This window comes from Nonomuraea sp. NPDC052116, from assembly GCF_040680035.1.
In the GTDB taxonomy this organism is placed as follows: domain Bacteria; phylum Actinomycetota; class Actinomycetes; order Streptosporangiales; family Streptosporangiaceae; genus Nonomuraea; species Nonomuraea angiospora_A.
In genome coordinates, this window is record NZ_JBFAWA010000031.1 from 134,923 (window position 1) to 147,994 (window position 13,072).

14 protein-coding genes are annotated in these 13,072 nt (G+C 70.6%); 7 read left to right on the plus strand and 7 right to left on the minus strand.

From position 1 onward, the window contains the following. Nucleotides 1–6: 6 nt before the first annotated feature. The 3 genes from AB0L65_RS44635 to AB0L65_RS44645 are packed head-to-tail and all read left to right on the plus strand — an operon-like array spanning nt 7 to nt 1,605. Entirely contained in the window at nt 7–636 is a 630-nt protein-coding gene (locus tag AB0L65_RS44635; RefSeq protein ID WP_364259181.1) for an NAD(P)H-dependent oxidoreductase, read from the plus strand. Next, complete coding sequence (locus AB0L65_RS44640; RefSeq protein WP_350741898.1) at nt 633–947, plus strand: multidrug efflux SMR transporter; 315 nt, start codon at nt 633–635, stop codon at nt 945–947. Before AB0L65_RS44635 ends, AB0L65_RS44640 begins: the two co-directional genes overlap by 4 nt. 19 nt (nt 948–966) lie before the next feature. Next, nucleotides 967–1,605: a maleylpyruvate isomerase N-terminal domain-containing protein gene (locus AB0L65_RS44645; protein WP_364259184.1), complete on the plus strand. Its 639-nt coding sequence runs from the start codon at nt 967–969 to the stop codon at nt 1,603–1,605. Nucleotides 1,606–1,613: 8 nt separating this feature from the next. On the opposite strand, the gene AB0L65_RS44650 is transcribed toward AB0L65_RS44645, so the two are convergent. Beyond that, a complete protein-coding gene (locus tag AB0L65_RS44650) occupies nt 1,614–2,180 on the minus strand; it encodes a TetR/AcrR family transcriptional regulator (protein WP_363961908.1) in 567 nt (188 codons plus the stop codon). 73 nt (nt 2,181–2,253) lie between these two features. Between AB0L65_RS44650 and AB0L65_RS44655 the strand changes: the two genes are divergently transcribed. After that, complete coding sequence (locus AB0L65_RS44655) at nt 2,254–3,432, plus strand: FAD-dependent monooxygenase (protein ID WP_364259187.1); 1,179 nt, start codon at nt 2,254–2,256, stop codon at nt 3,430–3,432. 61 nt (nt 3,433–3,493) lie between these two features. Further along, on the plus strand, nt 3,494–4,318 hold the full coding sequence (locus AB0L65_RS44660; protein WP_364259190.1) for an NmrA family NAD(P)-binding protein: 825 nt from the start codon (nt 3,494–3,496) through the stop codon (nt 4,316–4,318). Here the strand turns inward: AB0L65_RS44660 and AB0L65_RS44665 are convergent. After that, nucleotides 4,279–5,355: an alpha/beta hydrolase gene (locus AB0L65_RS44665; protein ID WP_364259193.1), complete on the minus strand. Its 1,077-nt coding sequence runs from the start codon at nt 5,353–5,355 to the stop codon at nt 4,279–4,281. The two genes, AB0L65_RS44660 and AB0L65_RS44665, sit on opposite strands and share 40 nt — an antisense overlap. 109 nt (nt 5,356–5,464) lie before the next feature. Here AB0L65_RS44665 and AB0L65_RS44670 point away from each other — a divergent pair, with 109 nt between their 5' ends. Beyond that, nucleotides 5,465–6,562 carry a histidine kinase gene (locus AB0L65_RS44670; protein ID WP_364259195.1) on the plus strand — a complete coding sequence of 366 codons (1,098 nt, stop codon included), beginning with the start codon at nt 5,465–5,467 and terminating at the stop codon, nt 6,560–6,562. Beyond that, nucleotides 6,559–7,206 carry a response regulator transcription factor gene (locus tag AB0L65_RS44675; protein ID WP_364259198.1) on the plus strand — a complete coding sequence of 216 codons (648 nt, stop codon included), beginning with the start codon at nt 6,559–6,561 and terminating at the stop codon, nt 7,204–7,206. The genes AB0L65_RS44670 and AB0L65_RS44675 overlap by 4 nt, the downstream gene beginning before the upstream one ends. On the opposite strand, the gene AB0L65_RS44680 is transcribed toward AB0L65_RS44675, so the two are convergent. Genes AB0L65_RS44680 through AB0L65_RS44700 form a run of 5 tightly spaced genes read right to left on the minus strand, consistent with a single transcriptional unit; the run spans nt 7,203 to nt 12,919 of the window. Further along, the gene (locus AB0L65_RS44680; RefSeq protein ID WP_364259201.1) at nt 7,203–8,210 is read right to left on the minus strand and encodes an ABC transporter ATP-binding protein; all 1,008 of its coding nucleotides are present in this window, start codon (nt 8,208–8,210) and stop codon (nt 7,203–7,205) included. The two genes, AB0L65_RS44675 and AB0L65_RS44680, sit on opposite strands and share 4 nt — an antisense overlap. Next, nucleotides 8,207–9,181: an ABC transporter ATP-binding protein gene (locus AB0L65_RS44685; RefSeq protein WP_364259204.1), complete on the minus strand. Its 975-nt coding sequence runs from the start codon at nt 9,179–9,181 to the stop codon at nt 8,207–8,209. The genes AB0L65_RS44680 and AB0L65_RS44685 overlap by 4 nt, the downstream gene beginning before the upstream one ends. Further along, entirely contained in the window at nt 9,178–10,059 is an 882-nt protein-coding gene (locus AB0L65_RS44690; protein WP_364259207.1) for an ABC transporter permease, read from the minus strand. The genes AB0L65_RS44685 and AB0L65_RS44690 overlap by 4 nt, the downstream gene beginning before the upstream one ends. Further along, entirely contained in the window at nt 10,056–11,108 is a 1,053-nt protein-coding gene (locus AB0L65_RS44695; protein WP_350741876.1) for an ABC transporter permease, read from the minus strand. Before AB0L65_RS44695 ends, AB0L65_RS44690 begins: the two co-directional genes overlap by 4 nt. Next, nucleotides 11,105–12,919 carry an ABC transporter substrate-binding protein gene (locus tag AB0L65_RS44700; protein WP_364259212.1) on the minus strand — a complete coding sequence of 605 codons (1,815 nt, stop codon included), beginning with the start codon at nt 12,917–12,919 and terminating at the stop codon, nt 11,105–11,107. The genes AB0L65_RS44695 and AB0L65_RS44700 overlap by 4 nt, the downstream gene beginning before the upstream one ends. Between the last annotated feature and the right edge of the window lie 153 nt (nt 12,920–13,072).

Sequence of the window (13,072 nt, forward strand, 5' to 3'; positions counted from 1 at the left end):
GAGACCATGTTGCTGCATCTGGACGCGAGCGCGCGCCGGGCGTCGTCGTTCTCGCGCAGACTGTCCGCCGTGTACGCCGACACGTGGCGGGCGGCGCATCCCGATCGCCGGTACGCGTACCGCGACCTGGCCGCGCAGCCCGTGCCGCACATCGGCGAGGCGTGGACCGAGCTCTGCGACCACATCCTCGAACACGAGATCACCGACATTTCGCGCTATCGGGAGGCGGTGCGGACGCCCGCCCAGCGGCAGGCGTGGGCCGTCGTCGAGCCGCTGCTCGACGAGGTGGTGGCGGCCGAGGTGATCCTGATCGGCACGCCGATGTACAACTACTCGATCCCCTCCTCGCTCAAGGCCTGGCTCGACCAGATCACGTTCCCGAAGATGTCGCTCGAAGGCCGCTCGTTCGTGGTGACGAGCGCGCGGGGCGGCGCGTACGGGCCGGGCACCCCCCGCGAGCCCTACGACCACCAGGAGCGCTACCTGCGCGACTTCTTCAAGGGGCACTTCAGGGTCGAGGACGTGACGTTCATCCACGCGGAGCTGGTCAACGCGCGGCTCGACCCGGCCCTGGCGCACCTGCGCGACAGCCACGAGCAGTCCCTGGCGGCGGCGCTCAAGGAGGCGGCCCGGTGAACTGGATCGTCCTGTTCCTCGCCGGGCTCGTCGAGGTGGCGTGGTCGCAGAGCATCAAACCGACGCAGAACTTCACCCGGCCCGTGCCCACGCTCGTGTCCCTCGTCCTGATGGCCGCCGCCGTCTGGCTGCTGTCCCAGGCGATGAACACGCTGCCCGTCGGCACCGCGTACGCCGTCTTCACGGGCATCGGCGCGGTCGGCGCGATCACCTTGGGCATCGCGCTCAACGGCGACCCCGTCTCGGTCGGCCGGATGGCGGCGCTCGGCCTGATTGTCGGAGGGATAGTCTTGGCGCGAGTTACCACCTAAACCAGGGGAAGGGCGGCAAATGGGGGAAATCAGGCAGTCCTATCTGGTGGCCGCGACGTCGGCAGTCTCGCTGCTGCGCGATCCCGCCGTGGCGGCGGCCTGGGACAAGCCGAGCGCGCTGACCGAGTTCAGTGTCGCGGGGCTGGCGGGGCACCTGGCCCACCAGCTTGTCCGCGCCCGTGACGTGCTCGCCCCCGACGGGGTGGCCGGCGAGCCGGTCGGGCTCCTGGAGCACTATTCGAGGTCTCCGTGGGTGCAGGCGGGGCTCGACCACGAGAGCAACGTCAGCGTCAGGCGTGGCGGCCAGGCCGCCGCCGCGGACGGGCCCGGGGCGCTGGTGGACCGGACGCAGGAGCTGCTCGACCTGCTGACCGCCGCCCTGCCCGCCGAACCCGACGACCGGGTCGTGGGCCTGCCGTGGACGGGGTGGTCGCTGCGGCTCGACGACTTCCTGCTCACGCGGCTCGTGGAGCTGGTCGTGCACTCGGACGACCTGGCGGCGAGCGTGGGGCTGGACACGCCGGAGCTGCCGTCCTCGATCATCGATCCCGTGGTCGAGCTCCTGGCCCGGCTGGCCGTCCACCGGCACGGGGCCACGGCGGTCATCCGCACGCTCAGCCGCACCGAACGCGCCCCCGCCACCATCAGCGCCTTCTGACCGCCTCGTCAGGAAGCGAATGAGCGCAGGGCCGTGACGACCTCGCGGCCCGACAGGGCGCTGTCCGGGTCGAGGAGCCACTGCGACAGGAAGCCCGTCAGCAGCGCCTGGTAGAGCGTCCCCGCCAGCCGCTCACGCTCCGGATCACCCCCCAGCTCCACCCCCTCGAACAGCTCGGCCAGCCCCAGCCGCGCCTCCCCGGTGGCCCGCACCAGTTGCTCGCGCACCTCCGGCAGGTGGTCGATCTGCCCCAGCAGCTCGAACTGCGTCAGCCACAGCGGCCGCAGGCGGGTGAACGACTCCACCACCCGGTCCCAGGCCGTCTCGAACCGCTCCAGCGGCGTGGCGTCCGGTTTGACGTCGGCCGTCAGGGTCTGCGCCAGGTCGTCCCCCCACTCCCGCATCGCCTCGAAGAGCGCCTCGTTCATCAGCGCCTCCTTCGACTTGAAGTGGTAGCCAATGCCCGCCAGGCTCACCCCGGACGCGTTGGCGATGTCGCGCGCCGTCGTACGCGAGTAGCCCTTCTCGATCAAGCATCGCTTGGCCCCGGCCAGCAGATCTTCCCTGTTTCCCATGCTCGCAGCCTAGCACAAACGTCTTGAAAATTCGTCCTAGACAAGCGTCTGAGACATGTGTACCGTCAGGGCCATGACGAAGAGCATCCTCATCTCAGGCGCAAGCATCGCCGGCACCGCGACCGCGTACTGGCTCAGGCGGCACGGCTTCGACGTGACCGTGGTCGAGCGGGCCCCCGCGCTCCGCGAGGGCGGCTACAAGGTGGACATCCGGGGCGTGGCCCTCCAGGTCATCGAGCGGATGGGCCTCATGGAGGCGGTCCGCGCGGCGAGCACGGACATGCGGATCGCCACCCACTACGACGCCAGGGGCAGGAAGATCGCGGCCATGGACGCCGACCTGTTCGGCGGGCGCACGGGCGACGACGCCGAGATCATGCGCGGCGATCTCAACGAGCTCCTGTACGACCTCACCCGCCACGACGTCGAGTACGTCTTCGACGACTCCGTCACGGGCATCGCGGCGGACGGCACGGTGACGTTCGAGCGCTCCGCGCCCCGCAGGTTCGACCTGGTCGTCGGGGCCGACGGCGCGCACTCCAACACCAGGAGGATCGCCTTCGGCGAGGAGTCCCGATATGCCCGCGACCTCGGCTACTACATCTCCATCTGCACCGTCCCCAACACCCTGGGCCTGGACCGCGAGGAGGCCGTGCACGTGGCTCCCGGCCGGACCGCGAACGTCTACAGCACGCGCCAGGACACCCGCGCCAAGGCGCTGTTCATGTGGTCGTCCGAGCCGCTGGCCTACGACCACCGCGACGTCGAGGGCCAGAAGGAGCTCCTGGTGAAGGCCATGGCGGGGGTCGGCTGGGAGGTGCCCGCGCTGCTGGAGTCCGTACGCGACGCCAAGGACTTCTACTTCGACTCGGTCACCCAGATCCACATGGACCGCTGGTCCAAGGGGCGCGTCGTGCTGGTGGGCGACGCGGCGTACTGCGCCTCGCCGGCCGCCGGGCAGGGCACGAGCCTGGCGCTCGTGGGCGCGTACGTGCTGGCCGGCGAGCTGGCCGGCGGCGGCGGGACGGAGGGCTACGAGCGCGAGATGCGCGAGTTCGTCGAGGCGAACCAGGCGCTCGGGCCGGCCAACGTCAAGGGCATGGTGATCGGCTCGTCCCTGGCCGTCTGGCTCCAGACCAGGATGATCAGGCTGCTCCCGCACCTGCCCGGCCGCGACCGGATGATCGACAGGATCGCCGGCCCCATCCACCGCGCCGCGAACGCCATCTCGCTCAAGAATTATTCGGAATGAAGCGTTCCGTTCTGCTATACTAAGAGCAGAACATTCCGTTCCGAAGAAAAAGGGGTTCGCCATGACCATCCTCGTCACCGGAGCCACCGGGACCGTCGGCCGTCTCGTCGTCGAGGAGCTCCTCGCGGCCGGGCAGCACGTACGCGCCCTGACCAGGAACCCCGCCAAGGCCGGACTCCCCGAGAGCGTCGAGGTCGTCGCCGGTGACCTCGCCCGGCCCGAGACGCTGAAGGACGCCTTCGAGGGCGTCACCGGCGCGCACTTCATCAACTTCGCGGGCGACGACTACGCGGCCCTGCCGGACGGCGCCGCGATCGTGGAGCTGGCCGTCAAGGCGGGCGTGCGGCGGGTCACCGTGCTGGGCGGCCGCGAGGACGGCCCGCTCGAGCAGGCGCTGGCCGCGACCGACCTGGAGTGGACGCTGCTGCACCCGGTCGAGTTCATGTCCAACACGCTGCGCTGGTGGGCGCAGACGGTGAAGACGGAAGGCGTCATCAAGGAGCCGTTCGGCGACCGGCTGAGCGCCCTCGTGCACGAGCGCGACATCGCCGCCGTGGCCGCGACGGTGCTGGTCGAGGGCGGCCACGGCGGCAGGACGTACGTGCTGACGGGTCCCGAGGCGATCACGCTCAGGCAGAAGGTCGAGATCCTGGGGACGTCGATCGGCAGCCACGTCGAGTACGTGGAGCTGACCGTGGACGAGGCGCGGGCCAAGTGGGCCGCCGACGGCATGGGCGAGCAGACCATCGAGTTCCTCATGCATGCCCTGGGCAACACCCCGGAGGTCGGCTACACGGTGGTCCCGACCGTGCGCGAGGTCACCGGCCGGGACGCGCGCAGCTTCGCTCAGTGGGCCTCGGAGAACGCCGACGCGTTCCGGGTGTGATCGGTGACCTCGGGATGGTCCTCGACCGGAGTCCGCTTACCGAGCAGGTGCAGGTCGAGGAAGCTGACCAGGTGAGCGCGGGTGATCCGCAGCGCCCGCGCGCCGTCCAGCTCCTGCGCGGGCAGACCGAGCGCGGGCCTGAGCACCGCGTAGTCCACGAACGCCGAGTGGTCGGTCCCCGCGACCGTGATCCAGCGCTTCCAGCCCTTCAGATTGACCCAGGCCTTGTCCCAGGAGCCGTAGCCGGGCGCGTGCCCCGGCGCTCCGACCAGCATGAACGGCCGGTCGAGCGGCTCGTCCAGCGCGAACGTGCCGTCCAGGTTGACGCCGGCCTTGATGCGGGTGTCGGCCAGCATGGTCTGGGCGGTGGCGTACCCGCCCATGGAGTGGCCGACCATGGCGATCCTCGACCGGTCGATCGCCTTGCCCCACCGGCCCTTGACCAGCTCGCCGAGCACGAACCGCACGTCCTTGACCCGGCTCGCGGCCACCTTGACGTTGTCCTGGCCCTTCACGCAGGCCAGGCAGGTGGTGGTCCGGCCGTCGGGGAACGTGGTCGCGACCGACTCGTACGTGTGCTCCACCGCCGCCACCAGGTATCCCCTGCTCGCCAGCTCCTCGGCCAGGGAGGTCAGGGTGGCGCGCGGGAAGGAGAAGCCCGGCGACATGACGACCAGGGGCAGCCTGCCCCCTCTCACGGGGGCGTCGAGCCTGGCGTACGTCCTGGTCTTCGTGAGCGCGTCCGGGGAGACGCCCGGGAAGCCCTTCACGATGGCGGCCGACTCCTGGGGCGTCACGTACGGCGCGGGCCGCCCCACGGCCTTCCTGGCCGGGTACCAGAGCGAGACCATCAGCTCCCGCCGGGACGCCTCGGGGTTCCAGGGGTCGGGCCGGCTCGCATCCACGAGGTGCAGGCTGGTCGTGCCGACGGGCCGCGGCCCGGTCGGCTTCGGAAGGGCGAGGTCGGCCGCCTGCGCCGGAGCGGCTCCGGCGAGGACGGCCACGGACATCGCGACTGTCGCGAGGGTTTTACGCATGGGCCCAGGCTGGTGCCGGAGGCCGCCGACCAGGACGCCCCGATCGTCGATCGGCTCTTACTACTTTCGTCGTAATGTCCCTTTCCGGGTGGCCCATACGCTGTGAGACATGCGGTTCGTGCTGCTCGGCGCAGGTGTGTTCGCGGCCTCGCTGCTCGTGGTGAAGGGGCAGATCGGGGTGCCGTCGAGCCTGCCGCTCCCGGTGCTCGCCGCGGTCGCCGCGGTCGCGGGCCTGGCCGCCTGGCAGGCGCGGCGGTCCTGGTGGCCGCTGGCCGCGGTGGGCGCCGTCGGCTACGTGTGGCTGGTGATGTGGCCGCCGCTGCTGGTGGCCTCCTACTTCGCGGGCCTGACCCTGAGCGGGCGGCGCCTGGCCGCCTACCTCGGCGGCTGCCTGGCCGTGTGCGGGGTAGCCGCGCTCGCGGGCACGCAACGGAGCGGCCCGTACGAGCTGATGACCGCCACCACGGGCAACGCGCTGATCCTGGCGCTGGCCGTGATCGGGCTGCCGCTGGCGCTCGGCCTCCTGGTGCGCACCCGCCGGGACGCGGCCAGGGAGCGCGCGGAACGCCGCGAGCACGAGCAGGTCATGCGGGCCGAGCAGGCCAGGGCGCAGGAGCGGGCCAGGATCGCCAGGGAGATGCACGACGTGGTCGCGCACCGGGTCTCGCTCATGGTGCTGCACGCGGGGGCGCTGGAGATGCGGGCCTCCGACGAGGAGACCGAGCGGGCCGCCGCCCTGATCGGCGGGATCGGGCGCGAGGCGCTGACGAACCTGCGCGACGTGCTCGGCGTCCTGCGCACGCCCGAGAGCTCTCCGCGCCGGCCGCCGCCCGCCCTGGGGGACCTCGACCGGCTGCTCGACCAGTCCCGTGCCCTGGGCATCGCGGTGACCAGGCAGGACGAGGGCGAGGCGCGGCCCGTCGAGCCGAGCGTGGAGCGGACGGCGTACCGGGTGGTCCAGGAGGCGCTCACCAACGTGCACAAGCACGCGGGCGACGCCGCCACGGACGTGCTCATCCGCTACCGGCCAGAGGAACTGGAGGTGGAGGTGCGCAACCAGGCGCCCAAGGAGCCGCCCGGGGAGCTGCCCGGCGCGGGCTGGGGCCTGGTGGGGCTGCGGGAACGGGTGGAGCTGCTCGGCGGCACACTGCGTACCAGCGCCCAGGACGGCGGCGGCTTCCTCGTGAGCGCCAGGATCCCGGCATGATCAGGGTGCTCGTCGTGGACGACGAGGAGCTCGTCCGTTCGGGGCTGCGGCTGATCCTGGAGGCGGCGGGCGACATCGCGGTCGCCGGCGAGGCCCGCGACGGCGCGGAGGCCGTCTCCGCCGTGCGGCGGCTGCGGCCCGAGGTCGTGCTGATGGACGTCCGCATGCCGGGCATGGACGGCCTGACCGCCGCCGCGCGGCTCCTGTCCGAGCCGGACGCACCTAAGTTGATCATGCTGACCACGTTCGACCTGGACGAGTACGTGCACGAGGCGCTGCGCCTGGGCGCGGTCGGGTTCCTGCTCAAGGACACCCCGCCGAGAGAGCTGGCCGCCGCCGTCCGCACGGTCGCCGGCGGCCAGGCCATGCTCTCGCCCTCGGTCACCAGGCGCCTGATCGCGTCGTACGCCAACCGCGCCCCCTCCCGCGCCGAGGTGGCGCGCAGGCAGCTCGACCGGCTCACCGGGCGGGAGGAGGACGTGATCAGGGCCGTCGCCCGCGGCCTGTCCAACGCCGAGATCGGCCGCGAGCTACGCCTGACGGAGGCGACGGTGAAGGCGCACGTCAGCCGCGTGCTGGCCAAGCTGGGCCTGGCCAACCGCGTCCAGGCCGCCATCCTGGTCCACGACGCCGACCTGGGCTAAGCGTCGAGGGCGTCCGCGTAGTAGCAGGCCGCCTGGGCCTCGGGCACGGCCGGCAGGATGTCCAGCAGCTCCGAACGGCACCTGGCGTCCACCCCCGCCTCGGCCGCCTTCCCGGAGGCGAGCACCTGGCAGCGGGCGTGGAAGCGGCACCCGCCCGGGATCCGGGTCGGGTCCGGCGGCTCGCCGGTCAGCACCACCCGCTCGGGAGACTCCGGCAGCACCGACATCAGGGCCTGCGTGTACGGGTGCCGCGGCGCGGTCAGCACCTGCTCCACCGGCCCCGACTCGACGATCCGGCCCAGGTACATGACCGCCACCCGGTCGGCGATGTTCCAGGCCAGGCCCAGGTCGTGGGTGACGACCAGCGCCGACAGCCCCAGCTCGTCGCGCAGCCGCAGCATCAGGGCCAGGATCTCGCCGCGTACGGAGGCGTCCAGCGAGGCCACCGGCTCGTCGGCGATCAGCACCTTCGGGTTCAGCGCCAGCGCACCGGCGATCACCACGCGCTGCCGCTGCCCGCCGGACAGCTCGTGCGGGTAGCGCAGGAAGAACCGGTCCGGCGGCCGCAGCCCCGCCCTGGACAGGGCCTCGGCCACGACCTCCCGCTCGTCCGGCAGGCCGTGGATGCGCGGGCCCTCGGCGACCGCCTCGTACACGGTGTGCCTGGGGTTGAGCGAGCCGGTCGGGTCCTGGAGGACGAGCTGCACCTGCCTGCGGTACGCCTTGAGCGCCCTGGAGCCATAGTCCAGGGTGGCGCCGCCGTAGCGGACCTCGCCCGAGGTGGGGCGTTCGAGGCCGAGCAGCGTGCGCGCCAGCGTGGTCTTGCCGCAGCCCGACTCGCCGACCAGGGCCACGATCTCACCCTCGCCGACGGCCAGGTTCACGCCGTCCACGGCCTTGGCGCGGCGGCCGCGCGAGGAGAACTCCACGCGCAGGTCGCGGGCCTCCAGCAGGCTCGGCCGGGCCGTCGAGACCGCCTCGGCGGTGGTCTGCGTCTCGGTCATGAGGCCCCCTCCTTCTCGCGTACGTGCACGCAAGCGGCGGTACGGCGCTCACCCGCGGGCCACAGCTCCACGTCCAGCGTGGCGCATTCGTCCAGCGCGACCGGGCAGCGCGGGTGGAACGAGCAGCCGCCCGGGAGCTGCATCGGGTCGGGCGGGTCGCCTCCGAGGCCCTTCGGGGCCAGCCGCGAGGCCGGGTCGCCGACCGTGGGGAACGCCGCCGCCAGCGCGCGGCTGTAGGGGTGCTTGGCGTCGTGGAACACCTCGGCGGACGGCCCGTACTCGACGACGCGGCCCGCGTACATGACCGCGAGTTGCCCGCACACGTCCGCCAGCACCGACAGGTCGTGCGAGATCATGATCAGCGAGATGCCGTGCTCGGCGACCAGCTCCTTGATCAGCGTCAGGACCTGGGCCTGCACCATCACGTCGAGCGCGGTGGTCGGCTCGTCGGCGATGATCAGCCGGGGCGAGCAGGCCAGCGCCATCGCGATCATCACCCGCTGCCGCTGCCCGCCGGACAGCTCGTGCGGGTAGCTGCGGGCCCGCCAGGTGGGCAGGCCGACCTGTTCGAGCAGCTCGGCCACGCGCTTGCGGGCGGCCTCCGGCTTGGCCAGGCCGTGGACGAGCAGCGGCTCGGCGATCTGGTCGCCGATCCTGCGCACCGGGTTGAGCCCGTGTTGCGCGCCCTGGAACACGATGGAGGCCTCGGCCCACCGTACGGCGCGCATGCGGCCCCACTTCATGGTGAGCACGTCCTCGCCGTCGAGCAGGATCCGGCCACCGACGCGCGCGTCGCGGGGCAGGAGCCGCATCAGCGCCATGGCCAACGTCGATTTGCCGGATCCCGACTCGCCGGCGACTCCGAGTGCCGCCCCGGAGTCGAGCGTCAGCGACACACCGCGCACGGCGGGCACCTCGCCCGAGGCGATGCGGTACGTCACCGACACATCATCGAGTTCAAGCAGACTCATGCCGCCCTCCTGAGTCGCGGGTTCAGCACGGCCTCCAGCGCCCGCCCGACGAGGGTGAACGCCATGACGACGGCCAGGATGGCGAGACCGGGGATGAGGATGTACCACCACGCGCCCTGCGTGGCCGCGCCGTAGTCGTAGGAGGAGCGCAGCATGGTCCCCCATGACGTCTTGTTCGCGCTGGCGCCCAGGAAGGCCAGCGTGGACTCGGTGACGATCGCGCTGGCCACCTCCAGCGTGGTGCTGGCCAGCAGCAGCGGCGCCACGTTGGGGAGCACGTGCCGGGTGGTGATGTGCCAGTGCCCGCCACCGAGCGCCTTCGACCGCTCGATGTACGGCCGGGCCTCCACGGCGAGCGTCTGCGCCCTGATCAGGCGGGCGGTCGACGGCCAGGAGGTGACCGCGATCGCCATGATCACCGTGAACGTGGTGCCGCCCAGGATGGCCGCCAGCACCAGCGCGGTCACCAGCGAGGGCAGCACCAGGAACCAGTCCGTGACCCGCATGAGCGCGCCGCCGGCCCAACCGCGGAAATGCCCCGCGGCGATGCCGATGACCGTGCCGATCACGATGCTGAGCAGGGCGGCCAGGAAGCCGATGAGCAGCGACGTACGCGAGCCCCACCAGATCATCAGCAGGATCGAGCGGCCGGACTCGTCGGTCCCGAAGGGGAAGTCGAGGCTCGGCGCGGCGAACTTGCCCCCGGTGGCGTCGACGACGCTGGTCACGCCCTCGTCGATGAACAGCGGCGCGATCAGTGCGAACACCACGGCGATGAGCAGGACCACCATCCCGGCGAGGCCTGCTCGGTGAGTGCGGAACTCGGCCCAGAACCGGCTCAGGGCGAGCCGTCTGCGGGCCGCGGCGACGCTGGTCATGCCGACCTCACTCTCGGGTCGAGCATGTGGTAGACCACGTCGGCCAGCGTGTTCATGAGGATCACGGCCACGGTGATCAGCAGGAACGTCCCTTGCATGAGCGTGAAGTCAGGCACCTTGATCGCGCGGTAGAACAGCTGCCCCAGGCCGGGCCAGGTGTAGATCGTCTCCACGGTGACCGCGCCGCCGACCACGAAGCCGATACGCATGAACACCAGCGTCACCGTGGGCAGCAGCGCGTTGGGCACCGCGTGGCGCCGCCGGACCTCGTCGTCCCGGAGTCCCTTGGCCCTGGCCACGGTCACGTAGTCCTGGCTGACCTCCTCCAGCAGCGACGAGCGCATGATCAGCAGGTACTGGGCGTAGACCACGCCCACCAGGGTCAGGCACGGCAGGACCATGTGCGAGGCCACGTCCAGCACGTACGCGAAGCCGTCCGGCGCGTCCACGCTCTCGATGCCCCTGAACGGGAAGAGGCCGGGAATGGGCCCGATGCCGACGCCGAGCACCATCATCAGCAGCAGTCCCAGCCAGAACGTGGGCACCGACCAGAGCACCAGCGACACGCTGGTGGAGAAGCGGTCGAACTTGGTGCCCGGCCGCCAGCCGGACCGCGTGCCCTGCCAGATCCCGAGGCTGACGGCGATGACCAGACCCGTGCCCGCGAGGAGCAGCGTCGGGCCGATGCGCTCGCCGATCAGGTCCAGGACCGGCCGCTTGTACTCGTAGGACGTGCCCAGGTCGAGTCTGAGCGTGTTGCCCACGAAGTCGAAGAACTGCTGGAGCACCGGCTTGTCCAGGCCGAGCCGGTGGCGTTCGAGATTGAGCTGGTCCGGCGTCATGTTGCGGCCCTGCGCCAGATTGCGCACCGGGTCGCCGGGCAGCAGCCGGAACACGAAGAACGTCCCGACGATCACCATGGCGATGCTGAACAGCGCCCCACCGGCCTTGGACAGCGCGTACTGCAGCGTGCCGCGGCCGGTGGAGCGCTCATCACCAGGGCCCGCCGCCTGGACGGCGGGCTCTGCTGCTTCCAGCGGAGTGGTCATTCGCGCTCGTCGGCGACGCTCTTACGCCGCCTGCTCAGGAAGAATCCCGCCAGTCCGATGACCACGACGCCGCCCACGATGCCGGCGATGAGGCCGGTGTTGGAGCCGCCGCCGCTGCTTCCGCCGCTCGCCGCCGCGGCCTTGACGTCCACGGTGTAGAACGGCCAGTAGCCGCTGCCGCCGTACAGGAGGCCCTTGTCCTCGGGGATCGGGGTGATGCTGGTGACCCGGTCCTTGCGGTAGCCCTCGAGGTCGTTCGGGTAGTAGATCGCGATGACCGGGGCCTCGGTGTAGAGCCGCTCCTCCATCTTCTTGATGGTCTCGGCGCGCTTGGGCCGGTCGAGCTCCTTCAGCTGCTCCTGGTAGAGCTTCTCGAAGGTCTCGTCGCAGAAGAACGACTCGGTGCCGCCGCCCTCGCCGCCCGGGGCCGGCCTGCGGCTGCACAGGTGCGTGGCCAGGACCTCCTCGGGGTCGGGGTTGACCGACCAGCCGCTGATCGCGATGTCGAAGAGAGCGGTGACACCCGTCTCCTCGGAGAACTTGCTGGAGTCGACCTTCTTGGTGGTCAGCGTGATGCCGATCTCCTTGAAGAAGCCCGTCAGGTACTCGGCGAGCTTGTCCTCGACCGGGGTGTCGGTGTGGATGCTGAAGCGGAACTCCAGCTTGCGCTTGCCGTCGGGCATCGTGCGGATGCCGTCGGAGCCCTTCTTGTAGCCGGCGTCGTCGAGGATCTTGTTGGCCTTGGCGGGGTCGTAGCCGACCTTCTCGTCGCCCGTGGCCTCCCAGAAGAAGTCCTTGAACATCGGCGGCACGATCGAGCCGTCGGCGGGCTTGGCCAGGCCGTTCTGGACCTCGTCGACCAGCTTCTGCTTGTCGATGGCGTAGTGCAGCGCCTGGCGGACCTTGACGTCCTTCAGGGCCGGGTGGCCGTCACCGACGGGCTTGTTGTCGGTGGTGGTGGCGCCGTGGTTGATCTGCAGGTACGCCGCGCGGCGGCCCTGGGTGTTCCAGGCCTCGATGTTCGCGTCGTTCTGGATGGCCTCGAACTCGGCCGGGGACATGCGGCCGAGCAGGTCGATGTCGCCGTTCTTGAGGCCGGCGACGGCGGCCTGCGGGTTGTCGTAGAAGATGACCTGCAGCTCGTCGATCTTGGGCTTGCCCCGCCAGTAGTTGGGGTTGGCCTGCAGCTTGACGTACTGGTCCTTCTTGTGCTCGATCGCGATGTACGGGCCGCTGGTGACAGCCGGGTACTTCTCGGCGTCGTAGTTGGCCATGTCGGTGACCGACTCCCAGACATGCTTGGGCATGATCGGGATCGGGTTGTCCAGCATGGACGCCTGCGGCGACTTGAGCTTGATCGTCAGGTCCTGGCCGCTGGCGGTGACGCTCTCGAAGTTCTCGACCGCCGGGCCGTTGGCCGTCTTGGCGGCCTCGTCCGTCATGATCTTGTTGAACGTCCAGGCCGCGTCATCGGCCGTGACGGGCTTGCCGTCCGACCACTTGGCCGCACGGATCTTGAACGTCCACGTGAGCCCGTCGGGCGTGGTGGTCCACGACTCGGCCAGGTCCGGGCTGGGCTGCAGCGTCTTGGAGTCGGGCACCGTGAGGAAGCCGTACATCCAGCGGTGGATCGACGTCGAGACCAGGCGGACCGCCAGGAACGGGTTCATCGAGTCCATCGACTGGGTGGCCCCGACGCGCAGTACCTTCTTCCCCGCCGCTGGCTCCTGGGCATGGGCGGCTGTCGCGCCCTGACCCGCCACTAACAGCGCGACACCCAGCGCTGCCAGGCGCGCGATCCATTTCCTCATATGTGCCTCACCTTCAGGCGGGGGTTTTCCTGTGTAGAAGAAGGCACACCATAGAGAGTCCGCGTGTCAACGCGCTGCGGAAAATTGTTTCATTCTCGTTTCCTTTTGCGGTGTAAATTTTCAGTCCCCTTGGGACTGCCGTGATGCGGCACC